General features: G+C 65.0%; 28 protein-coding genes. 16 read left to right on the top strand and 12 right to left on the bottom strand.

The annotated features are described in order from the left end of the window. Nucleotides 1-3: 3 nt before the first annotated feature. From nadC to Q1U94_RS14105, 4 genes are all read left to right on the top strand, one after another. A complete protein-coding gene (gene nadC / locus Q1U94_RS04120; RefSeq protein ID WP_300542221.1) occupies nucleotides 4-852 on the top strand; it encodes a carboxylating nicotinate-nucleotide diphosphorylase in 849 nt (282 codons plus the stop codon). Nucleotides 853-893: 41 nt separating this feature from the next. Then, entirely contained in the window at nucleotides 894-1,286 is a 393-nt protein-coding gene (locus Q1U94_RS04115; RefSeq protein ID WP_300542219.1) for a VOC family protein, read from the top strand. Between the two features lie 83 nt (nucleotides 1,287-1,369). After that, entirely contained in the window at nucleotides 1,370-1,615 is a 246-nt protein-coding gene (locus Q1U94_RS04110; RefSeq protein ID WP_300542217.1) for a CopG family ribbon-helix-helix protein, read from the top strand. Then, entirely contained in the window at nucleotides 1,612-1,887 is a 276-nt protein-coding gene (locus tag Q1U94_RS14105) for a type II toxin-antitoxin system RelE/ParE family toxin (RefSeq protein ID WP_366917249.1), read from the top strand. The genes Q1U94_RS04110 and Q1U94_RS14105 overlap by 4 nt, the downstream gene beginning before the upstream one ends. 14 nt (nucleotides 1,888-1,901) lie before the next feature. Here the strand turns inward: Q1U94_RS14105 and Q1U94_RS04105 are convergent, their stop codons facing one another. Next, nucleotides 1,902-2,456 carry a phosphoribosyltransferase family protein gene (locus Q1U94_RS04105; protein ID WP_300542215.1) on the bottom strand — a complete coding sequence of 185 codons (555 nt, stop codon included), beginning with the start codon at nucleotides 2,454-2,456 and terminating at the stop codon, nucleotides 1,902-1,904. 91 nt (nucleotides 2,457-2,547) lie between these two features. Here Q1U94_RS04105 and Q1U94_RS04100 point away from each other — a divergent pair, with 91 nt between their 5' ends. After that, nucleotides 2,548-3,564 carry an alpha/beta hydrolase-fold protein gene (locus Q1U94_RS04100; protein ID WP_300542213.1) on the top strand — a complete coding sequence of 339 codons (1,017 nt, stop codon included), beginning with the start codon at nucleotides 2,548-2,550 and terminating at the stop codon, nucleotides 3,562-3,564. A gap of 14 nt (nucleotides 3,565-3,578) precedes the next feature. Here the strand turns inward: Q1U94_RS04100 and Q1U94_RS04095 are convergent, their stop codons facing one another. From Q1U94_RS04095 to Q1U94_RS04070, 6 genes are all read right to left on the bottom strand, one after another. Then, nucleotides 3,579-4,229 (bottom strand): hypothetical protein, encoded by a 651-nt coding sequence (locus Q1U94_RS04095; RefSeq protein WP_300542211.1) that lies wholly within the window; start codon nucleotides 4,227-4,229, stop codon nucleotides 3,579-3,581. A 127-nt stretch (nucleotides 4,230-4,356) separates the two neighbouring features. Continuing rightward, entirely contained in the window at nucleotides 4,357-4,695 is a 339-nt protein-coding gene (locus Q1U94_RS04090; protein ID WP_300542209.1) for a hypothetical protein, read from the bottom strand. A gap of 93 nt (nucleotides 4,696-4,788) precedes the next feature. Further along, nucleotides 4,789-5,262, bottom strand: coding sequence for a response regulator (locus Q1U94_RS04085; RefSeq protein WP_300542207.1), 474 nt, complete (start codon nucleotides 5,260-5,262; stop codon nucleotides 4,789-4,791). A 19-nt stretch (nucleotides 5,263-5,281) separates the two neighbouring features. After that, nucleotides 5,282-6,190, bottom strand: a complete 909-nt coding sequence (locus Q1U94_RS04080; protein WP_300542235.1) for an ATP-binding protein — start codon at nucleotides 6,188-6,190, stop codon at nucleotides 5,282-5,284. A 90-nt stretch (nucleotides 6,191-6,280) separates the two neighbouring features. After that, nucleotides 6,281-8,608, bottom strand: coding sequence for an ATP-binding protein (locus Q1U94_RS04075; RefSeq protein ID WP_300542205.1), 2,328 nt, complete (start codon nucleotides 8,606-8,608; stop codon nucleotides 6,281-6,283). A gap of 216 nt (nucleotides 8,609-8,824) precedes the next feature. Then, entirely contained in the window at nucleotides 8,825-9,295 is a 471-nt protein-coding gene (locus Q1U94_RS04070) for an NUDIX domain-containing protein (RefSeq protein ID WP_300542203.1), read from the bottom strand. A gap of 183 nt (nucleotides 9,296-9,478) precedes the next feature. Between Q1U94_RS04070 and Q1U94_RS04065 the strand changes: the two genes are divergently transcribed. Continuing rightward, nucleotides 9,479-10,468 (top strand): calcium/sodium antiporter, encoded by a 990-nt coding sequence (locus Q1U94_RS04065; RefSeq protein ID WP_300542202.1) that lies wholly within the window; start codon nucleotides 9,479-9,481, stop codon nucleotides 10,466-10,468. Nucleotides 10,469-10,559: 91 nt separating this feature from the next. After that, a complete protein-coding gene (locus tag Q1U94_RS04060; RefSeq protein ID WP_300542200.1) occupies nucleotides 10,560-11,762 on the top strand; it encodes a DUF418 domain-containing protein in 1,203 nt (400 codons plus the stop codon). A 49-nt stretch (nucleotides 11,763-11,811) separates the two neighbouring features. Here the strand turns inward: Q1U94_RS04060 and Q1U94_RS04055 are convergent, their stop codons facing one another. Both Q1U94_RS04055 and Q1U94_RS04050 read right to left on the bottom strand, forming a co-directional pair. Further along, nucleotides 11,812-12,213, bottom strand: a complete 402-nt coding sequence (locus tag Q1U94_RS04055) for a dihydroneopterin aldolase (protein ID WP_300542198.1) — start codon at nucleotides 12,211-12,213, stop codon at nucleotides 11,812-11,814. Beyond that, nucleotides 12,210-12,977, bottom strand: coding sequence for an SDR family oxidoreductase (locus tag Q1U94_RS04050; RefSeq protein WP_300542196.1), 768 nt, complete (start codon nucleotides 12,975-12,977; stop codon nucleotides 12,210-12,212). The genes Q1U94_RS04055 and Q1U94_RS04050 overlap by 4 nt, the downstream gene beginning before the upstream one ends. On the opposite strand from Q1U94_RS04050, the gene uvrC reads away from it, so the two are divergent. Genes uvrC through Q1U94_RS04025 form a run of 5 tightly spaced genes read left to right on the top strand, consistent with a single transcriptional unit; the run spans nucleotide 12,976 to nucleotide 17,921 of the window. Beyond that, complete coding sequence (gene uvrC, locus Q1U94_RS04045) at nucleotides 12,976-14,868, top strand: excinuclease ABC subunit UvrC (RefSeq protein WP_300542194.1); 1,893 nt, start codon at nucleotides 12,976-12,978, stop codon at nucleotides 14,866-14,868. The genes Q1U94_RS04050 and uvrC overlap by 2 nt on opposite strands. 7 nt (nucleotides 14,869-14,875) lie before the next feature. After that, nucleotides 14,876-15,511 carry a CDP-alcohol phosphatidyltransferase family protein gene (locus tag Q1U94_RS04040; protein ID WP_300542192.1) on the top strand — a complete coding sequence of 212 codons (636 nt, stop codon included), beginning with the start codon at nucleotides 14,876-14,878 and terminating at the stop codon, nucleotides 15,509-15,511. Nucleotides 15,512-15,561: 50 nt separating this feature from the next. After that, entirely contained in the window at nucleotides 15,562-16,263 is a 702-nt protein-coding gene (locus tag Q1U94_RS04035) for a response regulator transcription factor (protein WP_300542190.1), read from the top strand. 9 nt (nucleotides 16,264-16,272) lie between these two features. Further along, a complete protein-coding gene (locus tag Q1U94_RS04030; protein WP_300542188.1) occupies nucleotides 16,273-17,589 on the top strand; it encodes an ATP-binding protein in 1,317 nt (438 codons plus the stop codon). 53 nt (nucleotides 17,590-17,642) lie between these two features. Then, nucleotides 17,643-17,921 carry an acylphosphatase gene (locus tag Q1U94_RS04025; RefSeq protein ID WP_300542186.1) on the top strand — a complete coding sequence of 93 codons (279 nt, stop codon included), beginning with the start codon at nucleotides 17,643-17,645 and terminating at the stop codon, nucleotides 17,919-17,921. An 11-nt stretch (nucleotides 17,922-17,932) separates the two neighbouring features. Here the strand turns inward: Q1U94_RS04025 and proC are convergent, their stop codons facing one another. The 3 genes from proC to Q1U94_RS04010 all read right to left on the bottom strand — a co-directional run bounded on the left by proC (nucleotide 17,933) and on the right by Q1U94_RS04010 (nucleotide 19,694). Beyond that, complete coding sequence (proC, locus tag Q1U94_RS04020; RefSeq protein ID WP_300542184.1) at nucleotides 17,933-18,775, bottom strand: pyrroline-5-carboxylate reductase; 843 nt, start codon at nucleotides 18,773-18,775, stop codon at nucleotides 17,933-17,935. 8 nt (nucleotides 18,776-18,783) lie between these two features. Further along, complete coding sequence (locus tag Q1U94_RS04015; protein ID WP_300542182.1) at nucleotides 18,784-19,287, bottom strand: YbjN domain-containing protein; 504 nt, start codon at nucleotides 19,285-19,287, stop codon at nucleotides 18,784-18,786. Nucleotides 19,288-19,385: 98 nt separating this feature from the next. Next, complete coding sequence (locus tag Q1U94_RS04010; protein ID WP_300542180.1) at nucleotides 19,386-19,694, bottom strand: accessory factor UbiK family protein; 309 nt, start codon at nucleotides 19,692-19,694, stop codon at nucleotides 19,386-19,388. Between the two features lie 116 nt (nucleotides 19,695-19,810). On the opposite strand from Q1U94_RS04010, the gene lgt reads away from it, so the two are divergent. From lgt to Q1U94_RS03990, 4 genes are all read left to right on the top strand, one after another. Next, nucleotides 19,811-20,689 carry a prolipoprotein diacylglyceryl transferase gene (gene lgt / locus Q1U94_RS04005; RefSeq protein WP_300542178.1) on the top strand — a complete coding sequence of 293 codons (879 nt, stop codon included), beginning with the start codon at nucleotides 19,811-19,813 and terminating at the stop codon, nucleotides 20,687-20,689. A gap of 4 nt (nucleotides 20,690-20,693) precedes the next feature. Next, a complete protein-coding gene (locus Q1U94_RS04000; protein ID WP_300542176.1) occupies nucleotides 20,694-21,776 on the top strand; it encodes an SAM-dependent methyltransferase in 1,083 nt (360 codons plus the stop codon). A gap of 72 nt (nucleotides 21,777-21,848) precedes the next feature. Beyond that, a complete protein-coding gene (locus Q1U94_RS03995) occupies nucleotides 21,849-22,781 on the top strand; it encodes a ribose-phosphate pyrophosphokinase (RefSeq protein ID WP_300542174.1) in 933 nt (310 codons plus the stop codon). A gap of 168 nt (nucleotides 22,782-22,949) precedes the next feature. Further along, complete coding sequence (locus Q1U94_RS03990; RefSeq protein ID WP_300542173.1) at nucleotides 22,950-23,600, top strand: 50S ribosomal protein L25/general stress protein Ctc; 651 nt, start codon at nucleotides 22,950-22,952, stop codon at nucleotides 23,598-23,600. Nucleotides 23,601-23,651 lie beyond the last annotated feature (51 nt).

Genomic DNA, 23,651 nt, shown 5'->3' with positions numbered 1-23,651 from the left:
GCAATGCCCGTCTCCCCCCTGCCCCGCCACATTGTCACCGAGGCGGTCACCCGCGCCTTCGCCGAGGACCAGGGCGGACGCGGCGACATCACCTCGCTGGCCTGCATTCCGGCGAACAGCGAAGAGAAATTCTATTTCAAGGCCCGCGAAGCCGGGGTGATCTGCGGACTGGAACCGGCCGTCGAGGCCGTCTGGCAGATGGACCCGGACGCACTGATCTCCCTGCAGGTGAAGGATGGCGGCACGGTGAAGGCGGGCGAAGTCCTCTTCGGCGTCAACGGCCAGGCCCGCGCCCTCCTGTCGGCGGAACGCATTGCGCTCAACTTCCTCGGCCGGATGAGCGGGATCGCGACGTTCACACGGCGCCATGTCGACGCGGTCGCGGGCACCGGTGCGAAGATCGTGCATACCCGCAAGACCACGCCGGGCCTGCGCGCTTTCGAACTGCAGGCGGTCCAGGCCGGCGGTGGTGCGCTGCATCGCTACGGGCTGGATGACGCCATCCTGATCAAGGACAATCATGTCGCGGTGTGCGGCGGCGTCGCCGCAGCAGTCGCCGCCGCAAAGGCCCATGCCGGCCACATGACGCGTGTCGCGGTGGAGATCGACCGGCTGGACCAGCTGGCCGAAGCCGTCGAGGCCGGGGCGGAAAACGTCCTTCTGGACAATTTCTCGCTGGACGATCTGAAGGCCGCCGTCGCTGAAGCGAAGGGCCGTGTCACCCTCGAAGCCTCCGGCGGGGTCAATCTGGACACGGTCCGCGCCATCGCCGAAACCGGCATCGATGTGATCTCGGTCGGCGCCCTGACGCATTCGGCCCCGAATTTCGATGTGGGCCTGGACGAGGCGTGAGCGTAATCTCGCCGGGTCTACATGTCGGGGGATGATAATCCATGTTCAGTCACATTATGGTCGGGTCCAACGATATCGAACGGTCCAGGCGTTTCTACGATGCCGTGCTCGGAACGCTCGGCGCAGGCGAACCGCTGCGCAATGAAGCCCCCACCGGCCATGTCCGCCTGTTCTACCGCCACGACGGCAATACGTTCTGCATCAGCGAGCCGATCGACGGCGAGGCAGCCACCTGCGCCAATGGCGGCACGATCGGCTTCAAATGCACCTCTCGCGAACAGGTGCAGCAGTTCCACGATGCCGCAATCGAGCATGGCGGCACCTCGATCGAGGAGGCGCCGGGCCTGCGCAATGGCAGTCTGGGACCGATGTATCTGGCCTATGTGCGCGATCCCGACGGCAACAAGCTCTGCGCCATTCACCGGCCGAAGTAAGGCTGGAGAGAAATCCGAAAACCCCCTTTACGCGAAACCTTGCCATGATACACTTCACTTGAAGTGATTACAAAATCGGTATTATGAAAAATATATCCATCCGCATCGACGACGCCGCGCTCGGCAAACTCGACGACCTTGCCAAGACTCAGGACCGTTCGCGCAACTGGGTCGTCAAGGAAGCCCTGCAACAGTATTTCGATCGCCAGGACTGGATCCTGGAAGCCATCGAAGACGGCATTCGCGACGCCGATGCCGGCAATGTCGTGCCGCACGAACAGGTGATGGCGGAAGTCAACGCGATCATTGAAGCCGCTCGCAAGAAATGACGGTCATATGGTCGGATCGCTCCAGGCTCGACATGACGTCAATCATCGCACGGGTCTCAGCCGACAACGTTTCCGCTTCAATCCGGCTGCGCGACTGCATCTTCGGGGCGACCGAAAAACTCGGGGATTATCCAACAATCGGGCGTGAGGGCCGGCGAGCAGGAACGCGCGAACTTGTGGTACCGGGAACGCCCTATCTTGTCGTCTACCAGGCCCTCCGCGACAATGCCCTGATACTTCGCGTCCTCCATGGCGCCCGGGATCGGCCGTAAAACCCGGTCATCTGCTACCCCAATACCACACTCCCGATCTCGCCCTTCGCCCTTATCTCCGCATCGGTGAGGCCGCACAATTCGTGCGGGAAGACAAGCCAGTCATCGGTCTGTTCGACGTGATAATCCGGCTCCAGAGCGGTCATGTTGCGGGCGGGCTTGTAATAGACAGTCGCCACGCGGACATCATCGGGATAATTGCGCCGGCACTTGGCCTTGAGCACGCGCAGGATGGCGTCGATGGACCGGCCGGAATCGAACACATCGTCAACGATCAGGAGACGGTCTTCGGCATTCAGCGTGTCTACGAGATAGCCCTCGCCGAAAACCCGCACCTCCTTCGCCTGCCGGTCGATACCGGTATAGGAGGAGGTGCGCAGGGCGATATGATCGGTCTCCACCCCCCGGTAGTCGAGATACTCCTGGACCGCGATCCCCACGGGCGCACCACCGCGCCAGACACCGACGATATGGCTGGGCCTGAACCCGTCTTCGAACACCTGGCGCGCCAGGCGCATGCTGTCGGCGAGAAGATGGTCGGCGGTGATGTAGCGCTTGGGAATGCTCATGCAGCAAAATCCCCCCGTTTGCGTGTCAGCTCAAGCCCTTGCCCCACGGCGCGGCGCGTCTAGGCTGCCCGCATCCAGTACGGGGGACACGATGCACCGCAAATCGACATATCCGGCAGGCTCGCTGAAAACCCACACGATCGACAGCCGCGCCGTCGCCAACAACATGCTGGGCGATCCCACGCGGCGCCGGATCGACGTCTATGTCCCCGCCGGGCACGACGGCCGCGGCCTGCCGCTGCTGCTCGATATCGTCGGCTTCACCTCGGGCGGCCCCGGGCACACCAATTGGCGCAATTTCGGCGAAAACGTTCCCGAGCGCGCCGACCGGCTGATCCACGAGGGCAGGATGAAGCCCTGCGTGATCGCCTTTCCGGACTGCTTCACCCGGCTGGGCGGCAATCAGTACGTCAATTCGGCGGCCATGGGGAATTGGGACGATTTCCTGCGCGAGGAGGCGGTACCCTTCGTGGAGAGCGAATACGGTTGCGGCGGGGCCGGCCGGCGCGGCCTGTTCGGCAAGAGCTCCGGCGGCTACGGCTCCATCGTGCATGCCCTGTTGTATCCCGACTTCTGGGCCGGGGCAGCCTGCCATTCCGGGGATATGGGGTTCGAGCTGATGTTCGCGACCGATTTCGCCCACACGCTGCGCCGCATCGCCAAGCACGGCGGGACGATCGAGAGCTTTATCGAGGCCTGGGAAGCTGAGAGTCAGAAAAAGGTGGATGGCGACGATCTGCACGCCCTCATGATTCTGGCCATGGCCGCGACCTACGATCCCGATCCCGGCGCCTTTCTGGGAATCCGGCTGCCGGTGACGCGGGACACTTGCGAGATCATCCCCGAACGCTGGGCCGAGTGGATGAAATGGGACCCGCTGACACTCGCCGAAACCCGGGCCGACGGGCTGAAACAGCTCAAGGCACTATTCATCGATTGCGGGGATATCGACCAGTACAATCTGGTCTATGGCGCCCGCCGGATGAACAAGCTGCTGGCGGCAAAGGGAGTCGACCACGTTTACGAGGAATTCCACGGCACCCATTCCTCGATCGATTACCGGATGGACCGTTCGCTGCCGTTGCTGTCTGAACGGCTGAGCCGCTAGGCGCGCCTTCGCCCCTATCCGGGTACCTTGATCGTCTGCGGTTTCCCGCCGCCGGTGAGCGAACGCAGGCTCGCCGTGAGGGACGTCGCCACAAGCGCGATCAGGATGCGCGCGATGATGGTGAAGAAGAGCAGCAGGATCTTGTCGTCGGAGACGGCAAAACGCACGCCCGAACGCCAGCGCCCCGCCAGCGGCAGGTGCGCGATCTGGTCCTCCAGCCAGTCCGCCATGTCGAGCATGGTGTGCAGCACCTGTTCCATGGTCAGGGCGATGAAGGCCAGCATCAGTATGGCCAGGACGAAAGACAGGAAAAGCGTGGCCATCATCGAGGAGATGCGGCTGACGAAGGGCGGTTCCGCGACCCGGATCCTGTCGCCCGCCGTCAATGCGGTGAAACCGGTCCCGGCGATGCCAAGGAGGATGCGGGCAATGACGGTGAAGATCAGCAGCACGATCTTGTCGTCGCTGGCATAGATGCGCACGAGATTGTTGTACTGTTCGGGGATGGGGATGCTGGCCACGCCATCCTCGACAAGATCGGCCCCGTCCTGCACCCAGCCCAGCCATTCCGGCAGGTAGAACCACAGCACTACCAGCATGCCCATCGCCATCAGCATGGACACGAACAGTGTGGCCGAAATCTTCGACAGACGGGCGATCAGCATGACAACTCCCCCTCACCGCAAAGTGCGCGAGCCGGGGAACACTAGCCGCGAAATACGTCAGAGTCGCGGCAACTCGCGCGAAAGGCGAGCGGGGCGGTCCGTACGGACCGCCCCGCCTCACCCGGCGTCAGCTGGCGACGATCTGGACGGTAATGGCGGAGCCGTCCTCGGACCAACCTGTCGTCGACCATGACTCGCCCGCCGAGAGGTCCGGATTCCACGGGCCGCAACTGGTCTGCGGCCCCTCTTCCGTGCTGACCGTGACGCACAACTGCTCGTCATAGCTCCAGCTGCCGGACAGGCCGCGCGAGTCGGAATAGGCGCCGTCCGCATGGAACCAGGCATCGAAACTGTCTTCACCGGCTGTCACCCGGACCGTGTGCCCGACGGCATTATCCATGCCGCCTGCGAGGGCAGGCCCCGATAGTGCGAGCACCGCTGCCCCGGCCAGAACGAAATGTTTCATGGGTTTTCTCCCCGCTTGTTTGGCCATGACGGCCTTGCGCCCCCTCGCGCGAAACCATCCTAGACCATTCTCCTGTCGCGGGAAAAGGCGGAACTAGTCTTCGGCGTCTTCCGGGTTGTCGCGCTGCGGCACTTCGACGATCTGGACCCAGTACTCGCCGATGGAATTGACCACGCGCATCAGCCGGTCCAGCGAGATCGGCTTGACGATATACGAGGAGGCGCCCAGCCCGTAGCTGGACAGGATGTCGTCCTCATCCTTGGACGTCGTCAGGACGATGATCGGGATGTGGCGCAACTCGTTGTCATTCTTGATCTCCTCGAGCGCCTCCCGCCCGTCCTTCAGCGGCATGTTGAGGTCGAGCAGAATGATCCCCGGATAGGGCGCGCCCTCGAGATCGGAATAGGAGCCGCGGCGCTTGAGATAGTCGACCAGTTGCTCGCCATTCTCGAGGAATTCGAGTGGATTGCGCAGGCGCACTTCCTCGCAGGCTTCCTTGAAGAGCAGACGATCATCGGGATCGTCGTCGACCATCAGGATGGTGAAAAGCCGATTGTCATGGCTCATGGTGAAAGCCCCGTCCTTTCTAACCGCCCGCTGCGAGCGGCATGTATGACAGATTCGCCTGTTGTAACGGCAAGATCAAGGTAAAGCAGGCGCCCTGGCCGGATTCTCCGCGTGCGCTGATCGAACCGCCGTGCTGCCGTGCGATCTTGCGGCACGTGGCCAGCCCGACGCCGGCGCCCGGATAGGCGTCGCGTGCATGCAGGCGTTCGAGCAGGCCGAAAATGCGTTCGCTATGACGATTATCGAAGCCGATCCCGTTGTCGGTGATCTCGATCACGATCCGTCCGCCCCCGCTGTCCGTCTCGGTCCGGCCTGAAATACGAATATGCACATTCGCGTCCGGGCGCCGATATTTCAAGGCATTATCGATCAGATTCTCAAAAAGAATCCGCAATTGCGCCCGATCCGCCTCGATCGGGGCGAGGCCGCTCACCTCGATCGTCCCCGGCACCGGGCCGGTGCGCGCCGAAAGGATGTCCGCAACCAGTTCGTCCAGGTCCAGTGGCTCGTATGCAGTGTTGCGGCTATCGATCCGGACGTGAATCTTGAGCGCATCGAGCAGGTCCCGCAGCCGCGTCGCGGCATCCGTCATCCGCTCGAGACAACGCAGCGCATCCGGATCCGGCATCAGCCCCATGCGGTCGCGCAGGCGGTCCCCGAACACCTGGATCTTGCGCAAGGGCTCGTGAAGATCGTGCGTCGTGGCCGACACGAAGACGCGCAGATCCTCGTTCTCCTGCATCAGCACGGCGTTGTCCCGTTCCAGCGCCGCCCGGCGCGTTTCGGCCCGGCGCCGCGCCCGCTCGTGCAGGACCACCAGTCCGGCCAGCCCGGCCATCGCGCCCGCCATGGCCAGCCCCCCCGCAATGCCCACCGGCGCCGCGAGCAGCGCGGCGGCGATCAGCAGGATCAGGCAGGCCCCGGCCATCAGCGGCACGGCCAGCCGTTCAACCCGGCGCAAATATCGTTCGCGATCGCTCATGAACCATATCGCGGCACCGGCGGCGCCGCGCCTTCGTCAGGTCACGCTGCCTTGCCGTACGGGAAGCAGGAGGGTGAAAACCGCACCGGCCTCGGGCTCGCCCCAGGCCGTCAGTTCGCCGGCATGGCGCTCGGCAATCTTGCGGCAGGTGGCCAGGCCCACGCCGGTACCGTCGAACTCGTCACGCCCGTGCAGGCGTTCGAACATGCCGAAGATGCGCTCGGCATGACGCGGCTCGAAACCGACGCCATTGTCGGCCACCGCGATCCGGGCCATGGCCCCGCTCTCGCCGACCTCGACGGAACCCTCGATCGTGATCGAGGGCTGTACACCGGGCCGGCGGAATTTCAGCGAATTGGCGATCAGGTTGAGGAAAAGCTGGTGCATCTGTCCGGGATCGGCCTCGATCGCCGGCAGGTCGCCGACCCGGACCTTGGCGTTTTCGGCGGTGATGCGCGGTTCCAGGTCGGACAAGACATCGGCTATGACCGCCGACAATTCGACCGGCAGGAAGGACGTCGTCTTCGAATTGACGCGGGAATAGCTCAGAAGATCGTCGATCAGGCGCCGCATCCGCGTCGCCGCATCGACCATGCGTTCCAGATAGTGCCGCCCGGTATCGTCCAGCGCATCGTAACACTTGTTGTTCAGCCGCTCGCCGAAGGCCTGGATCTTGCGCAGCGGTTCCTGCAGATCGTGCGAGGCGGCGTAGGCGAATTCCTGCAGCTCCGAGTTCGAGCGCTTGAGCTCCTGGGCGTAACGGCGAAGTGCCAGCTCGTCGCGTTTGCGATTCGTGATGTCGCGGAAGGTGATAACCGCCCCCCTGGTCTTGTCGGCCGGGTCCAGCGGCGAACTGGACGATTCGATCGGAATGGGCTGGCCCGCCTTGGTCCAGAACACGTCGCCATCCACCGATTCACCGGGATTTCCGGGATAGTGGATACCGCACTCCTCGCGCGGGTAGATCGAACCGTCGCGCCGGGAATGGTGCACCGTGGCGTGCATGTCTTTGCCGATCAGCTCGTGCTCCTCATAGCCGAGCATCTGGCAGGCACGCGGATTGATGAAGGTGATGATGCCCTTGCCGTCAATGCCGTAAATCCCCTCCGCCGCTGTCATCAGGATCTGCGACAGGCGCTGATTGGCGGCCGCAGTAGCCAGGGCCCGGCGGCGGGTGATCGTCCTGTGCGCACTGAACAGTACCGCCAGCAGGATGAAGGAGAGCGCCATCGCCACCGCGAAGACCCGCAACACCGCGCGCGCCTGGTTTGCGCCGGCCAGTGCGTCGACCACCTCGATCTCGGTGATCACTCCGATATCGCGCACATTGTCCCAGACCCAGGCGCCCATCACCAGCACGCCGCGCGCATCGCGATAGCCGCGCAGATCGTGCCCGCGCCGCTCCTCGATGACGGAACGGGCAGCCACGGTCAGCGGCCACTCGGCATAGGGCCGGGACGGGATCGCCCCCCGGGTCACGTCCACGCCGGGATCGCGCACCTCGATATGCAGCATGGAGGGGTGCCCGTCGGCGAGCAGGCCGGCTTGGACAAATTCCTCGCTGTAGCGGGTCTCGGTGAGCAGGCGTCCGTTCCGGTCGATGGCATAGGTCTCGCCGGACACGCCGGTACGTCCGACCCGGAAGGTCGCCGAATATTCGGCCAGCGGATCGATCCGCAGGGCGAGATAGCCGATGCGTTCGCCGTTGCGGCGGACTTCGGAGACCGAATACATCAGGATTTCCTCGCCGATCGCCGCCAGCTCGGAGCCCGGCACGGACAGGAGCTGGTCGACAATGTGCGGCCGCGTGAGCAAGGCTCCAGTGTTCGACAGACGTTCGAGATTGACCAGGTCCAGAACGAGGGCCGGCTGGGCCAGTTCGCTGTCGCGCATGGCCGACAGCGTCGTGCCGTTGGGCGAAATGAGCTGATAACCGCGATAGCCGTACTCGGTGAGCCACGGTCCCAGCATCTCGCGAAGCCGTTCCTGCTCGGGCGAAGCCTCGAGGGCAGAACGGACCGGCGTGCGCGCGAGCTCTTCCAGGGCCGTGACGACCGTTTCGTTCTCGGCCCACACGCGGACATCGTTCTCGCGGTCCTGGGCCCAGTCCTCGAAACGCTGGATGGTATTGCGCAGGACGGTCTGCAGGGTGGACAGATTGGTCGAGCGGGCCGAGGCCATCAGCGCGCCTTCGCCAGCCATCACGGCCAGGGCGACGATGATGATACAGGTCACGGCGACAAGCCCCGGCAGGACCTGGCCGATCCAGCCGTCCGCATGCGCCAGACGCTGCAGGGCAGACCGGCTCTCCGGCGCCTCCGCATCCGTCCGGAGATAGGTCTCCTCTTCCGAGTGTGCGGTCATTCGAATCGACCCTGCCGGCTCATGTGATCGCAATCCTAGTCATTTTGTCCGGCTTGTCCCGCCATGTCGCCATATCTGGGGCGAAAAAGAGCCCGCCGCTGTCAGCTCCGGTTCAGCGACCGGCATCTAGTGTCGTCAGCGTGCGCCCCGCGGTGTGCCGGTCCGGTCCGAGGCAATAACCCTCGCTTTGCTCCGGGCCGGGCCGGTACACCGCACCTACCATTCCTCCGAAACCGCCCGTATTTCCAGAAATTCCGCAAGCCGCCTCTGTGTCGCCGGCGTCGCGTCCGCGGGCAGGTCCTGCGGCGCAAACCAGTGCACGGCCTCGATCTCGCCCTCGTGATCGGTTTCGCAGGGACGCCAGTGCCGCACGACGTAGACAAGAATGTGATCGCCGCGAAACCGGCGCTCATTGCTGTAGACGCCGAACAGCCGGGCCGGCCGGGCCAGCGCCACGCCGGCCTCCTCGGCGAGCTCGCGCTGAAGCGCGAAATGGGCCGGCTCGCCGCGCTCCACCCCGCCGCCCGGCAAATGCCAGCCCGCAACATAGGTGTGGCGGACCAGCGCGACCTGGCCCGCCGTGTCCACCACGATGCCGCGAACGCCCAGCGTCATCCCCCGATTCCAGCGCCACCAGGAGTGCATGATCGGCCGTACCGCAGGCTCTATGCAGCGTTTCCAGCTCATGCCGCAGCCGCCTCTGGCCACTGCCGGGCGGGCACGCTATGTACGGGGCTCGAACACGCCAGTTTGGGAAGGTATCTCATGTACGCTCTTGTTGCTCTCGGCGGCGTCGCGCTGCTCTTCGGTCTGCTCAACCTTATCGAATACCGCCGCCTCGACTAGTCCGCGAGACCAGAGGTTCCCGACATGGCTGCTCCGGTTTTCCTCGCCCTGATCCTGGGTGGAATCGTCGTCCTGTTGTTCGGCGGCGACCTTCTGGTCCGGGGTGGTGCGGCCGTTGCCCGTGTCTGGAAACTGCCGCCGCTTCTGGTCGGACTTACGATCATCGCCTTCGGCACATCGGCGCCGGAACTGGTGGTCAGCATCCAGTCGGCCCTGTCCGGCCATCCCGGGCTCGCCCTGGGCAATATCGTGGGCTCGAACACGGCGAATTTCCTGCTGATTCTCGGCCTGCCGGCGATCTTCGGCGCAATCGCCACAACGACACCCGGCGTGCGCCGCAATGCGATTTTCGCCCTCATGGCCGCCCTTATCCTGGTCGGCGTCAGCTGGGACCGCACCATTTCCGCCGTCGAGAGCTGGGCCCTGTTCGCCCTGATCGTCGGCTATGTGACCCTGCTGGGCTTTCTCGCCCGCAACGCCAAGGACGATCCCACACTTGCCGAGCTGACCGACCTGGAACACATGGAAGGCCTGCCCGGCGGGCTGGGCAAGAGCATCGCCGCGGTCATCGTGGGGCTTGTCGCCCTGCCGGTCGGGGCGCAGATGATCGTCGTCGGCGGCACCGAAGCCGCCCGCGCCTTCGATATCGACGAGGCCATTATCGGCCTGACCGCCATCGCCTTCGGCACCTCGCTGCCCGAACTGGCCACCGTGGTGATGGCATCGGTGCGCCGCCAGGCCGAGCTGGCCATTGGCAATGTGCTGGGCTCGAACATTTTCAACGTCTTCGCCGTCGGCGGGGCGACCGGCATCGCTGCCTCGGCCATCGGCGCGGATCTGCCGATTCCCGAAGGCTTCTTCTCGCTCGACCTGTGGGTCATGCTGGGCGCCAGCATCGCCATTGCGGCGATCACCCTGGCCCGGCAGCCGATCAACCGCCTGCTCGGCCTTGTGCTGTTCGGCAGCTATATCAGCTATATCGCCGTCATCGCCCGCTCCGTGACCGCGGCCTGACCGGGGCGGGACACACCCGGCCAAAGTCCCGCAGGACATTTCCCGACCAGGACGCTAAGTTGCGCGACGACACGTCTTTGAGGGGGACAAGATGACTGCTGCACCCAGAACCGACCGCCTGGTCAGCATCGATGCCCTGCGCGGCATCGCCGTGCTGGGCATTTTGATGATGAATGTCCAGGGCTTCGCGATGACGCCCTTTGCCTACGACAATCCAACCATGCAGATGGACCTGACCGGCGCGAACATGACCGTCTGGGCGCTGGCGCACACCTTCTTCCATCTCAAATTCATCACCATTTTCTCCACCCTGTTCGGCGCCGGCATCATCCTGATGGCCGGCGAGGGCGAGGATACCGGCAAGCATTATCCGCGCATGCTCTGGCTGCTGCTGATCGGGGCCATCCACGCCTATCTGCTCTGGTGGGGCGACATCCTGGTCACCTACGCCCTTCTGGGAATGCTCGCTGTGAAGGCCCGGCGCCTGGGATCGGTGTCGCTGGTCGTCTGGGGGATTGTGCTGATTCTGGTCTCGGCGCTGCTGATGGTCGGCGGCATGTATCTCGGCCTCGTTTTCACCACACCCGAATCGGCGGCTCAGCAGGAAGGGATGCTGACCGGCATGATCGAGAACATGACCGCGGCCTACCAGGCCGGGTATCTCGACCGTCTGCCCTGGAATGCCGGCATGGCCGTGGTCGGCCAGCTGGCCGGCATGATCATGCTGGGCGCGCGCACACTCGGCCTGATGTTCATCGGCATGGCGCTGTTCAAGTCGGGCTTCCTGTCGGCCAGCTGGGGCTATGCGCGCTATGCCGTGCTGGCCGCGATCGGCCTGGCCGCCGGCCTGTGGATCTCGCACACCGGTACCGAAACCATGATCGCCGGCGAATTCGATCCGCGTGCCATGGCCGACGGCAATGCCTATGCCTATTTCGGCAGCCTGGTGCTGGCCTTCGGCTATGCCTCGACGATCATGCTCCTGTCCAAGATCGGCCTGTTCTCGCTGGTCATGAAGCTCTTCGCCGCGACCGGCCGCATGGCCTTCACGAATTATCTCACCCAGACCCTGATCATGACCTTCATCTTCGTCGGCACACCGGGCCTCGGCCTGTTCGGTACGGTGGAACGGGTGGACCAGGCCAAGCTGGTCCTGATCGTCTGGGCCGCCCAGCTGATCTGGTCGCCGCTCTGGCTGTCGGTCTTCCGCTTCGGCCCGCTGGAATGGGTCTGGCGTTCGCTGACCTACGGGCAGATGCAGCCCCTGCTGAAAGGGAAGACGGCAGCAGCCTGAACCACAAGGGACGTGTGCCTTGGGCACACGTCCCTCACCCTGCTACGCGCTATTTCTTCCGCCGGAAGCGCGTCAGCCCCACCGCCTCGGCGTCGGGATAGGCCTGTGTCTTGCGCGTCGTCACCTGGGCCGCGGCCACGGCGGCGGGCTCCAGGGCGATGTCCAGAATGGTGCCGCACAGCGTTTCCTGCAGATCGAACTGCCGGTTCTCCAGCGCCTTGATGCCGTTGAGGATGTAGTCGTAATCGACGACGGTGGCGATATCGTCGGAACCGCACCAGGCCTTGGAAACCAGGGTGACGACATCCACCAGGACGCGCTGTTTCACACCGCGCTCATAGTCGTGGATGCCGATTTCGACATCCAGTTTCACGCCTTCCAGCCGGTAGACGAAGACGTCCTCGCCCGTGGCGTTGGCCAAGGCGTTCTCGATGACCTGGTCCAGTCTCACGCGGTGTCGTCCTCCGGCACGCCGGCGGCATACATCACATCGCCATTGCGGGCATCGAGATGCTGGCCGCCATCCACGGTGACGGTCTCCCCCGTCATCGACGGGGTCGCAAGGATGAAACGCACCGTTCGGACGATGTCCTCCGGCGTCGATCCGCCGCGCATCGGGTTCATCCGGTGCGCGCGCTGGAATTCCTCCGCAGACTGACCGCCGGACGGCAAGGTGATCCCCGGCGCGATCGCATTGACCCGCACGCGCGGCGCGAACGCCATGGCCATCGTCGTGGTTGCGCCCAGCAGGGCGTATTTGGCGAGCGTGTAGGAGAAGAAATCCGGATTGAGATTGAAGAGTTTCTGGTCGAGCAGGTTGATGATTGCACCCGAGGCCCGCGCGTTGTGCCGTTCGGCCATGGCCGAGGCCAGGAGGACGGGCGCCATCAGATTGATCCGCAGCGTCCGCTCCAGATCCGCCGCCTGCACCGTCTCGGGCCGGTCCATCTCGAAGATCGAGGCGGAATTGATCAGCGCATCGACGCGGCCCACGCGATCCATGAAATCGCGCACACCGCCGCTGTCTTCCAGATCGAACCGGGCGGTCTCCGCCGAGCCGCCGGCCTCGCGGATCGCGGCTTCGACAGCGCGCGCATCGGTGCCCGATGTGTTGTAGTGCACCACGACATGCCAGCCATCGGCGCCCAGCGCGCTGGCAATTTTGGCACCCAGACGCTTGCCGCCGCCGGTCACGAGGGCGATCTTGTCAGCCATGGCATCCTCAAATCCTCAGTCCGGTCCGATAGATGACGCGTCCGAGCCGCAAGCGCAATCGCTGGCCGGGCCGAAAATCATTGCCGACTATGTCAAACGCCTGCCGGCCAAGCCGGGCGTCTACCGCATGATCGGAGAGGACGGGTCGGTGCTCTATGTCGGCAAGGCGCGGAACCTGAAGAACCGGGTGAGCAATTACGCCGCCGGGCGCGGCCATTCCAACCGCATCGCCCTGATGATCGCGCTGACGCGCTCGATGGAATTCGTGGTCACCCAGACCGAGACCGAGGCGCTGCTGCTCGAGGCCAATCTGATCAAGCGCCTGAAGCCACGCTTCAACATCCTGCTGCGCGACGACAAGAGCTTTCCCTACATCCTGATCCGCAAGGACCATCCCGCCCCGCAACTGCTCAAGCATCGCGGGGCGCGCAAGATCAGGGGCGATTATTTCGGCCCCTTCGCCTCGGTTGGCGCGGTCAACCAGACGCTGAACACGCTGCAGAAGGCCTTTTTGATCCGGACCTGTTCCGACAGCGTCTATGAGGGCCGGTCGCGCCCCTGCATGCTCTACCAGATCAAGCGCTGTGCCGGGCCCTGTGTCGACCTGGTCGAACCGGCCGCCTATGACGAGCTGGTGCGCGAGGCGACGGATTTCCTGCGCGGCCGCTCCAATGCCCTGCGAGAGGAATTGCAGGACCGCATGAACGAGGCCGCGGACGCGATGGATTTCGAGACCGCCGCCCGGCTGCGCGACCGGATCCGGGCGATCGCCGCGGTGACGACCGATCAGGGCATCAATCCGGACGGTGTGGACGAGGCCGATGTCATCGCCATCGCCCAGGATGGGGGCAAGTCCTGTGTCCAGGTCTTTTTCTTCCGGGCCGGGCAGAACTGGGGCAACCAGTCCTTCTTCCCGCGCCATGAAAGCGATGCGGAACCCGCCGATGTGCTGGCGGCCTTCCTGGCGCAATTCTATGACGACAAGCCGGCGCCGGGCCTGATCCTGCTGTCGCACGCGCTCGAGGAGGCGGAACTCATCGGCGAGGCGCTCTCGCTCAAGGCCGAACGGAAAGTGCAGTTGCATACGCCCCGGCGCGGGGAAAAGCGCAAACTGGTCGAGCGCACCGAAACCAATGCCCGCGAGGCGCTGGCCCGCCGCCTGTCGGAAAGCGCCACCCAGACGCAATTGCTCAAGGGTGTGCAACGCGTCTTCGGGCTGGACGACATTCCCCAGCGTATCGAGGTCTACGACAATTCCCACATCCAGGGCACCAACGCGCTGGGCGCGATGATCGTGGCCGGACCCGACGGGTTCGAGAAGAACCACTATCGCCGCTTCAACATGAAGGGTGACGACGCCGCCACGAATGACGACTTCGCGATGATGAAGGCCATGCTGCGGCGGCGTTTCTCGCGCCTGGTGAAGGAGCGCGAGGACGGGGCGCCGGTGCCCGATCTCGTCCTGATCGACGGCGGCAAGGGGCAATTGTCCGCCGTGATGGAGATCGCGGAGGAGCTGGGCATTGCCGGCATCACCATCGCCGCCATCGCCAAGGGGCCCGAGCGCGATGCGGGGCGCGAGGCCTTCTACCTGCCCGGCAGGCCTCCGTTCAAACTGCCCCAGAAGGACCCCGTCCTCTACTACCTCCAGCGCCTGCGCGACGAGGCCCACCGCTTCGCCATCGGCGGGCACAGGGCCAGGCGCAAGAAGCAGATGTCGGACAATCCGCTGGACGATATTCCCGGCATCGGACCGTCGCGCAAAAAGGCGCTATTGGCCCATTTCGGCTCGGCCAAGGCGGTACGCAATGCTGCGCTAGCCGACCTGGAAGCGGTTGACGGGGTATCCAAAGCCATGGCCAAAAGGATCCACGACTGGTTTCAGAGATAGCAAGACCGTGCTCAAGGCCATTCCGAATATTCTAACCGTGTTGCGGATCGTCCTTGCGCTGACGGGCTCCTGGGCACTCTGGCAATCCTATTTCTGGTCGGTCGATTACAATGTGCCACTGTGGCTGGGCGATGCGTCCATAGCCGCGCGAACCCTGGCTGCCTATTCCGTCGCCGCCTTTGTCGTGGCAGCGCTGAGCGACTGGCTGGACGGTTTCCTGGCCCGGCGCTGGTCTGCCCAGTCGGGCTTCGGTGCACTGATGGACCCGATCGCCGACAAGCTGCTCGTCGACGCCTATCTGCTGGTCTATGTGCTGATCCTCGATCTGGGGTCGGACCGGGGCGTTTCGCCCTATATCACCGTTCCGGTCCTTGCGATCGTCCTGCGCGACGTGGCGATCACCCTGGTGCGCATGGTGTCCAACCGGCCCGGTGAGGAGGCCCTGCCCGTCTCCACCTCGGCCAAGCTGAAAACCCTGATCGCCTTTGTCGTGACCGCCCTGCCGCTGGCTGCCTTCCCGCTGGGCCTTGGCGGCGCAGGCTGGCTGCTGGATGCGTGGGTCACGGCGCTGTGGATCACCGCCGCGCTCAGCCTGGCCACGGGGCTGGCCTATCTGCGCCGCAAGCCGCAGGCAAGAACTTGAGCCTTTGCGCGGAGCGCGCCATTCTGCGGCGGTGGAATTCAGGAGACGGCATGGCGGAGCTCGCCGGCGGTGACGCCCATATCCTCGTCGTCGACGATGACGACCGGATCAGGACCCTTCTCAAACGCTATCTGCAGGAACGCGGCTATCGTGTCTCTACGGCGCCCAACGCGGACAAGGCCCTGTCCACACTGAACTCGCTGGCCTTCGACCTTCTCGTCCTCGACGTGATGATGCCCGGCATGAACGGATTCGAACTGACCGAGGCGGTGCGCCGGCAGGGCGATACGCCGATCCTGCTCCTGACCGCCCGCGGCGAGGCCGAGGACCGGATCAAGGGGCTCAGCCTGGGCGCCGACGACTATCTCGCCAAACCCTTCGAGCCGGAAGAACTCATCCTGCGGATCAATGCCATCCTGCGCCGGGCCCGGCCCTCGACGGCCGCCATCCGCCGTGTCGAATTCGGCGACTGGAGTTTCGACGTGGAACGCGAAAGCCTGACGCGGCGCGGCGAGCCCGTGCGCCTGACCGGCGGCGAGGCCGCCCTCCTGGCCGCGCTGGCGGCTTCGGCGGGGCAGACCGTGTCGCGGCTGACCCTGTCGGAACGCACCGGGGGCGGAGAACGGGCCGTCGACGTCCAGGTCACCCGCCTGCGCCGCAAGATCGAAGGCGACCCCAAGGAGCCGCTTCATCTCCAGACGGTGCGCGGGGAAGGCTATCGCCTGGTTGCCGACCCGGTCTTCGAGGACTAGGGGAGACCCATGGCCCTCCTGCGCCGCTATCTGCCCAAGGGCCTGTTCGCCCGGACCCTGCTGATCATCGTCATGCCGGTGGCGCTGATGCAGGTCGCCGTGGCCTGGTCCTTCTTCGAGGAACACTGGGAAACCGTCACCTCGCGCCTGTCCGAAGGCGTGGCCGGCGACATTGCCATGATGACGACCCTGTTCGAGTCCGGCCAGGAAACGCCTGAGAGTTTCGAACGCCACGCCGATATGGCCTACGAGACCATGCGCCTGTCGGTGGATTTCCGTCCCGGCGAAACCCTGCCGACCTCGCGCCGCTCCTCTTTCTTCCGCACCCTGGACCGTACCCTGCGCAGCGCGCTGTCCGCCCAGATCGACAATCCGGTCTGGTTCGATACCACGCGCTATCCCAGCTATGTCGATGTGCGTGTCCAGGTCGATGGCGGGGTGCTGCGCTTCATCGCCCTGCGCGAACGCGTGTTCGCCACTACGGGACATATCTTCCTCCTGTGGATCATCGGCGCGACCTGTCTTCTGACGGCGGTTTCCATCGTCTTCATCCGCAACCAGGTCAAACCCATCCGGCGCCTCGCCGCGGCCGCGGAACAGTTCGGGCGCGGCCAGGACGTGGCGCATTTCCGGCCTGCCGGCGCGACCGAGGTGCGCCAGGCCGCCCACGCCTTCCTGGAAATGCGCGCCCGTATCCGCCGCCATCTCGAACAGCGCACCGCGCTGCTGGCCGGTGTCAGCCACGATCTGCGCACGCCGCTGACCCGGCTGAAACTCCAGCTCGCCCTGATGCCGGAAAGCCCCGAACGCGAGGACGCCAAGCGCGACATTGCGGAAATGGAGGAGATGCTCGACGAGTATCTCGACTTTGCCCGCGGCCAGGCCAGCGAGGAAACCGCGCGCAGCGATCTTGTCGCCCTCGCCCGCGAAACCGTCGAGGACGCCGTGCGCCATGGCGGCCAGGTCGAGCTGGTCGCCGACGGACCGGTCGAGACCGATATCCGGGCAGGCACGGTGAAGCGCTCGCTGGCCAATCTCGTCACCAATGCCCTCACCTTCGGCAAGAAGGCCCGCGTGACCGTGCGCCGCGCCGGCACGCGTATCGAGATCGTGGTCGAGGATGACGGTCCCGGCATTCCCGAGGACAGGTACGAAGAGGCCCTCAAGCCCTTCAACCGCCTGGACGAAAGCCGCAACATGAACCGCAAGGGCGTCGGGCTGGGCCTTGCGATCGCCCGCGACGTCGCCCGCAATCACGGCGGCGACATCCGCCTGGGCAAGAGCGATATGGGCGGTCTGCAGGCGGTGCTGAGCCTGCCGGGTTAGACGCCGGTGGCCCCGCAGGCGCCGATATCCTAGACTGCGCCCGGAGCGAAGGCATGACCGAGAAGACCGTCAAAGCCCGGATCACGGGACGCGTGCAGGGCGTCTCCTATCGCGCCTGGACGCTGGCCGCCGCGAAGACACGCGATCTCGCAGGCTGGGTGCGAAATTGTCCCGATGGCAGTGTGGAGGCCGTCTTCTCCGGCCCCGCGGACAAGGTCGACGCCATGCTGACGGCGTGCTTCCACGGTCCGCCGGCGGCACAGGTCGACAAGGTCGAAACCGGCCCGGCCGGGCGCCCCGAAGCCGGGGACGGTTTCACCATCAGGTCCTGAGCGTCAGCGCGCTAGCGTTCCCGTCCGCCATTGCCCATCTGGCGCGAGCGCCGTTCGGCCGCCGATACGGCGTTGCGGACCAGTTCCGGCAGCCCCACACCGCTGCCCATCAGCGCGTCCAGCGCGGCCTGTGTCGTGCCGCCGGGCGAGGTGACCGCGCGGCGCAATTCCTGTGGCGACTTGTCGGTTCCCGCCAGGAGCGCGCCGGCGCCGATAATGGTTTCGCGGGCCAGCCGCTCGGCCAGCTCGCGCGGAAGGCCTTCGGCCGTGCCGGCCCCGGCCAGCGCTTCGGCGAGCAGGAAGACATAGGCCGGGCCCGACCCCGAGACCGCCGTCACTGCCCCGATCAGACGCTCGTCGCGCAACCATTCCACCGATCCGGCGGTCTTGAACAGTCTTTCCACCGCAGGCTTGAGCGGTTCGGCCGCCGCATTGGCCACGCAGACACTGACGCCGGCTCCGACAGCCGCCGCCGTGTTCGGCATGGCGCGAATGATCGGGCGGTCGCCAAAGGCCAGGGACAGGCGGCTGAGCGTGGTTCCCGCCATGATCGAGACGAGCGCCGTGTCCGGCCGGAGAAGCGGCGAGAGGGATGTCGCGACCTGTTCCAGCGATTGCGGCTTCACCGCCAGAACGACGATATCCACCGTATCGGCCATTTCCAGCGTCAGCGCGTCGGTATGGACGAGACCATGCGTCTCGATCAGGCCCTGGGCCGCCTCGCCCGGGGCCGGGTCCACGACGATCAGATTCTCCGGCGCGACACCGCCGCGCCTGGTGCGCAACCATCCCGCAGCCAAGGCACCGCCCATATGACCGGCGCCGACAAGTGCAATCTTCAAGCTCTTTGCCATGTCGTGTGTCAGGCCTCGCCGGCCGTCTCGAACATCGCGGCGGCCACGGCTTCCTCGACACCTTTACCGCCCCAGACGAGGAAGTGGAATGCCGGATAGAAGCGCTCGCCCGCTTCGCGCGCCGCAACGATCATCGCCGCCGCCTGTGCGGGCGAGACGGCTTCGCCATTGGGCAGCGAGATGGCGTGACGGTAGACAATCGATCCGTCTTCGAACCAGACATCGAAATGACCCAGCCAGAGCTTCTCGTTGAGCCGCGCCACCAGCTCGCAGACATCGCGGAACCGGTTGTTGGGCACTTTGAGGTCGAGACTGGCACAGATGTGCAGGGCTTCGAGCTCGGGCCGCCAGGCGAACCAGATCTGGTGATCGCGCCAGGCACCGGTCGCAGACAGGTGAAGTTCGCCTGTCTCGTCGCGGTCATAGGGGTATTGCTCGGCGATCACCGCCTGCTCGACGGCATCCAGCGGATCGGTCACAGACGGTGCGAATTCATCTGACAGCAGGTCCATGGAGGCATCTCCTTCGTCTGCGCGGCGACTCACACCGTGTCTCGACGGTATGACTGCGCTGCGTCAGGCGCAATAAAAAGCGGCGTGTCAGCGCCGTGTCAGTTGGTGGATTTGGGCGTGCGCGCCTTCGTGGCGGGCTTCCTGGCCCGGCTGGCTGTTTTCGGCTTGGCGGCCTTTTCAAGGGCTTCGATACGCGCCTTCAGCGCTTCGACCTCGTCACGCGAGTCGTCCAGGGCCGCCTTGACCGCATCGAATTCCTCGCGCCCGACCAGGTCCATCTCGGCGATCATGCGGTCGGCGCGGGCCCGGAAGACCGCGCGCGCCTCCTCGCCCATCGCCTGGGCCGCGCCGAAAGCATCGGTCATCAGATCGGCAAAATCGTTCAGAAGCGGGTTGCGCGTTTGCATCGAAGAAAGCCATTAGACATGTTCAACGTCCGCCTATATGCGGCCCATGCGGAAAAAGCGCAATGTGCGCTTCCGTCACATCTGCATGTCCGCCCCGCCACAAGACCGAGTGATCCATGGAATATTGCCCGCCGAGCTTCGATCTGATCGATCCCATCCTGTTCACGATCGGCCCGTTCGACCTGTTCGGCATGGAGCTGCGCTTCGATCTGCGCTGGTATGCCCTGGCCTATATCGCCGGCCTCCTGCTCGGCTGGCGCTACATGATCGCGCTCGCCCGGCGGCCGCAGATCTGGCACCCGGCCGGCAGCAGGAAACCCAAATCGCCCTTCACCGAGCCCCAGGTCGACGATCTGCTTATCTGGGCGACGCTGGGCGTTATCGCCGGCGGGCGGCTGGGATACGTCATCTTCTACATGCCGGAAATGATCTGGACCCGGCCGCAGGATATCGTGCTGGGAATAACCGATGGCGGCATGGCCTTCCATGGCGGGCTGATCGGTGTCTCGCTGGCGCTCGTCTACTACGCCAACCGGAACAAGCTCAGCCTCTGGCATATCGCCGATGCGGCCGCCGTGGTGACACCGATCGGCCTGTTCTTCGGGCGCCTGGCCAATTTCATCAACGGCGAGCTGTGGGGCCGGCCGACCGAACTGCCCTGGGGCATGCGTTTCGCCGGCGATCCGCTGTGCGCCACCCGCCATCCCAGCCAGCTCTACGAAGCCGCGCTGGAAGGCCTCGCCCTGTTTGCCATCGTCAATATCGCAACCTGGAAATTCCGCTCGCTGGAAAGGCCGGGCCTCAATGCCGGCCTCTTCCTGTTGAGCTACGGCCTGTTCCGTGCCCTGCTGGAAACCGTGCGCGAGCCCGATGCCCACATGCCCGAAGCCCTGCGCGGCTATGTCACCATGGGCATGCTCCTGTCGTTGCCGATGATTGCGCTGGGCGGCTGGCTGATCTACCGCACGCTCAAGCAAGACAGCGCGAAGGCCTGACGCCATGATCGCCGATCAGCTGCGTGACCGGATCCGCCAGACGGGTCCGATGTCGATCGCCAATTTCATGACCGAGGCGCTGTTCGATCCCGGGGCCGGCTATTACGCCACCAAGGATCCGATCGGTGCCGGTGCCGATTTCATCACGGCGCCGGAAATCTCGCAGATGTTCGGCGAGCTGATGGGGCTGTGGGCGGCGCAGAGCTGGATGGATATGGGCCGCCCCACCCCGTTTCAACTGGTCGAGCTGGGCCCCGGCCGCGGCACGATGATGGCGGATGCGCTGCGCGCCGGACGTTCAGTGCCGGGCTTTGTCGAGGCGGCCCGCGTCGTGCTGATCGAGGCCAGCGCCGCGCTCAAGGCCGTCCAGGCGCAGACGCTCGGCCCCAGCGGCGCGCAGATCAGCTGGGTCGACCGGCTCGAAGCCGTGCCGTCCGGACCGGCCATCGTGCTGGGCAATGAATTCCTCGACTGCCTGCCGGTGCGCCAGGCCATCCGCCACAAGGGCGACTGGCATGAACGCATGGTGGGGCTGGATGCGGAAGAGGACTTCGTCTTCGTGCTCGGCCCGCCCCTGGGCGTGGATGCCGGTCTGGTTCCCGAGCGGTTGCGCGAGGCACCGGAGGACAGCCTGGTGGAACTTCGCCCGGGCGACCTGCAGGTCGTGGAAACACTCGCCACCCGTTTCCGCGATAATCCCGGCCGCGCACTCTTCATCGACTACGGCCCCGAGCTCAGCGAGACCGGTGACACGCTGCAGGCCGTGCGCGCTCATAAGAAAGTACCGCCACTGGACCAGCCGGGCACGGCCGACCTGACCGCCCGGGTCGATTTCGAAACCCTGCTTGCCGCGGCCCGCGCACGCGATCTCGCCGCCTACGGGCCGGAGGAACAGGGCCGATTCCTTCTGGGACTGGGCCTGGAGGCCCGCGCCGCGGCCCTTTCCCAGGCTGTTCCGGACAAGCGCCAAACCCTCGCGAAACAGGTCTGGCGGCTGACCGATTCGAGCCAGATGGGGACCCTGTTCAAACTCGCATGTCTGGACGCTGCGGGCCTTCCCGCCCCCCCCGGATTCACCGCACGCTGATCATTTCAGCTTCAATCTCCCGGCCCGCTCTGTTAATCAGCCCGCGACTGTGACTTCCGGGGATTTTCAGCCATGAAACTGATGTCGGGAACGTCCAACCGCGCGTTGGCGAAAGCGATAGCCGATTATCTCGATGCACCGCTCACCGCGAGCGAGATCGAACGCTTCGCCGACGGCGAGATTTTCGTGCGCATCGACGAGAATGTGCGCGGCGAGGATGTATTCGTCATCCAGTCGACGTCCTCCCCGGCGAACGATCACCTGATGGAATTGCTGATCTGCATCGACGCGCTGGTCCGGGCGAGCGCGCGGCGGATCACGGCCGTCATTCCCTATTTCGGCTATGCCCGCCAGGACCGGAAGACCGGCGGGCGCACCCCGATCTCGGCAAAGCTGGTGGCCAATCTGATCGCCAAGGCCGGCGCCGACCGCGTGCTCACCGTCGACCTGCACGCCGGCCAGATCCAGGGCTTTTTCGACATCCCCACGGACAATCTCTTCGCCACCAGGGTGATGGAAGACGATATCCGCCGCCGCTACGAGACCGACAATCTGCTGATCGTCTCGCCGGATGTCGGCGGCGTGGTGCGGGCGCGGGCGCTGGCCAAACTCCTCGATGCCGAGATCGCCATCGTCGACAAGCGCCGCCCCAAGGCCGGCGTGGCGGAAGTGATGAACATTATCGGCGAGGTCGAAGGCCGCCGATGCATCCTGTTCGACGATATGTGCGACAGCGGCGGCACGCTGGTGAATGCCGCCGATGCCCTGTTGGACAAGGGCGCGGTGGAAGTCTCCGCCTATGTCACCCATGGCGTCCTCTCCAAGGATGCCCAGGGCCGGGTCGACAAGTCGCGGCTGCAGGAACTGGTGGTCACAGATTCCATTGTCGAGCCGCCGAACTCCACACAAACTGAAAAGGTGCGCCGTCTTTCGGTCGCGCCGCTGCTCGGCGAAGCCATTCGCCGCATCGCCAATGACGAGTCGGTGTCCAAGCTGTTCGACTGAAGTGCAGGCGGAATTCGCTGACTCTTCCCTGCCGTCGCAGTTGCGCAGGGCTTTCGGATCGGTTATAGCCCGCCGCTCGAAATATCACTGTGGCCCGGCCACGACAGATCGCCGCCCGCCGGAGACAAAACGGCAGGAGGCGGCGTTTGCATTTAAGGAACAGGACCGATGAGCTCCAACATCGTTCTCAACGTCGACGTTCGTGAAGGCACCGGCAAGGGCGCGGCGCGCGCTGCCCGCCGTGAAGACCTGGTCCCGGGCGTTCTCTATGGCGGCAAGCAGGGTCCGGTCGCGATCAATCTGCGCGGCAACCAGATCCGCAAGGCACTGCTGACCGGCCAGTTCATCTCCCACATGATGGAGCTCGAGCACGAAGGCAAGCGCCAGAAGGTGATCGCCCGAGACATCCAGTTCCACCCGGTTTCCGACGCCCCGCTGCACGTGGACCTGTTCCGGGTCGACGAGAACACCCGGATCGACGTCGAAGTGAGCGTGCACTTCATCAATGAAGAGAAGTCCCCGGGCCTCAAGCGCGGCGGCGTTCTCAACGTGGTGCGTCACGTCGTCGAACTGAACTGCCCGGCCGGCTCCATTCCGGAGTCGATCGAAGCCGACCTGACCGGCCTGGATATCGGCGATTCCATCCACATCTCCGCGATCCCGCTGCCGAAAGGCGTCGAGCCGACCATCACCGATCGCGATTTCACCGTGGCGACCCTGCAGGGTTCGCGCGCCGTGCTGACGCCGGAGACCGAAGAGGTCGAAGAGGCGCCGGAAACCGAGGTTATCAACCAGAAGAGCGAAGACGACGAGGAATAGTCCTCGACACATCGTCTGGTCCGGACCACACGATCAGCGAAGCCGGCCCGG

The organism is Maricaulis sp. (assembly GCF_030149515.1).
Lineage (GTDB): Bacteria > Pseudomonadota > Alphaproteobacteria > Caulobacterales > Maricaulaceae > Maricaulis.
The sequence above is the reverse complement of the archived record's forward strand: the minus strand, read 5'-3'. Positions and strand labels throughout refer to the sequence as shown.

Coding starts and splice junctions, on each gene's coding strand:
- nadC (WP_300542221.1), top strand. CDS start 4: ATGCCCGTCTCCCCCCTGCCCCGCCACATTGTCACCGAGGCGGTCACC.
- Q1U94_RS04115 (WP_300542219.1), top strand. CDS start 894: ATGTTCAGTCACATTATGGTCGGGTCCAACGATATCGAACGGTCCAGG.
- Q1U94_RS04110 (WP_300542217.1), top strand. CDS start 1,370: ATGAAAAATATATCCATCCGCATCGACGACGCCGCGCTCGGCAAACTC.
- Q1U94_RS14105 (WP_366917249.1), top strand. CDS start 1,612: ATGACGGTCATATGGTCGGATCGCTCCAGGCTCGACATGACGTCAATC.
- Q1U94_RS04105 (WP_300542215.1), bottom strand. CDS start 2,456: ATGAGCATTCCCAAGCGCTACATCACCGCCGACCATCTTCTCGCCGAC.
- Q1U94_RS04100 (WP_300542213.1), top strand. CDS start 2,548: ATGCACCGCAAATCGACATATCCGGCAGGCTCGCTGAAAACCCACACG.
- Q1U94_RS04095 (WP_300542211.1), bottom strand. CDS start 4,229: ATGCTGATCGCCCGTCTGTCGAAGATTTCGGCCACACTGTTCGTGTCC.
- Q1U94_RS04090 (WP_300542209.1), bottom strand. CDS start 4,695: ATGAAACATTTCGTTCTGGCCGGGGCAGCGGTGCTCGCACTATCGGGG.
- Q1U94_RS04085 (WP_300542207.1), bottom strand. CDS start 5,262: ATGAGCCATGACAATCGGCTTTTCACCATCCTGATGGTCGACGACGAT.
- Q1U94_RS04080 (WP_300542235.1), bottom strand. CDS start 6,190: ATGGCCGGGGCCTGCCTGATCCTGCTGATCGCCGCCGCGCTGCTCGCG.
- Q1U94_RS04075 (WP_300542205.1), bottom strand. CDS start 8,608: ATGACCGCACACTCGGAAGAGGAGACCTATCTCCGGACGGATGCGGAG.
- Q1U94_RS04070 (WP_300542203.1), bottom strand. CDS start 9,295: ATGAGCTGGAAACGCTGCATAGAGCCTGCGGTACGGCCGATCATGCAC.
- Q1U94_RS04065 (WP_300542202.1), top strand. CDS start 9,479: ATGGCTGCTCCGGTTTTCCTCGCCCTGATCCTGGGTGGAATCGTCGTC.
- Q1U94_RS04060 (WP_300542200.1), top strand. CDS start 10,560: ATGACTGCTGCACCCAGAACCGACCGCCTGGTCAGCATCGATGCCCTG.
- uvrC (WP_300542194.1), top strand. CDS start 12,976: ATGGCATCCTCAAATCCTCAGTCCGGTCCGATAGATGACGCGTCCGAG.
- Q1U94_RS04050 (WP_300542196.1), bottom strand. CDS start 12,977: ATGGCTGACAAGATCGCCCTCGTGACCGGCGGCGGCAAGCGTCTGGGT.
- Q1U94_RS04035 (WP_300542190.1), top strand. CDS start 15,562: ATGGCGGAGCTCGCCGGCGGTGACGCCCATATCCTCGTCGTCGACGAT.
- Q1U94_RS04030 (WP_300542188.1), top strand. CDS start 16,273: ATGGCCCTCCTGCGCCGCTATCTGCCCAAGGGCCTGTTCGCCCGGACC.
- Q1U94_RS04025 (WP_300542186.1), top strand. CDS start 17,643: ATGACCGAGAAGACCGTCAAAGCCCGGATCACGGGACGCGTGCAGGGC.
- proC (WP_300542184.1), bottom strand. CDS start 18,775: ATGGCAAAGAGCTTGAAGATTGCACTTGTCGGCGCCGGTCATATGGGC.
- Q1U94_RS04015 (WP_300542182.1), bottom strand. CDS start 19,287: ATGGACCTGCTGTCAGATGAATTCGCACCGTCTGTGACCGATCCGCTG.
- Q1U94_RS04010 (WP_300542180.1), bottom strand. CDS start 19,694: ATGCAAACGCGCAACCCGCTTCTGAACGATTTTGCCGATCTGATGACC.
- lgt (WP_300542178.1), top strand. CDS start 19,811: ATGGAATATTGCCCGCCGAGCTTCGATCTGATCGATCCCATCCTGTTC.
- Q1U94_RS04000 (WP_300542176.1), top strand. CDS start 20,694: ATGATCGCCGATCAGCTGCGTGACCGGATCCGCCAGACGGGTCCGATG.
- Q1U94_RS03995 (WP_300542174.1), top strand. CDS start 21,849: ATGAAACTGATGTCGGGAACGTCCAACCGCGCGTTGGCGAAAGCGATA.
- Q1U94_RS03990 (WP_300542173.1), top strand. CDS start 22,950: ATGAGCTCCAACATCGTTCTCAACGTCGACGTTCGTGAAGGCACCGGC.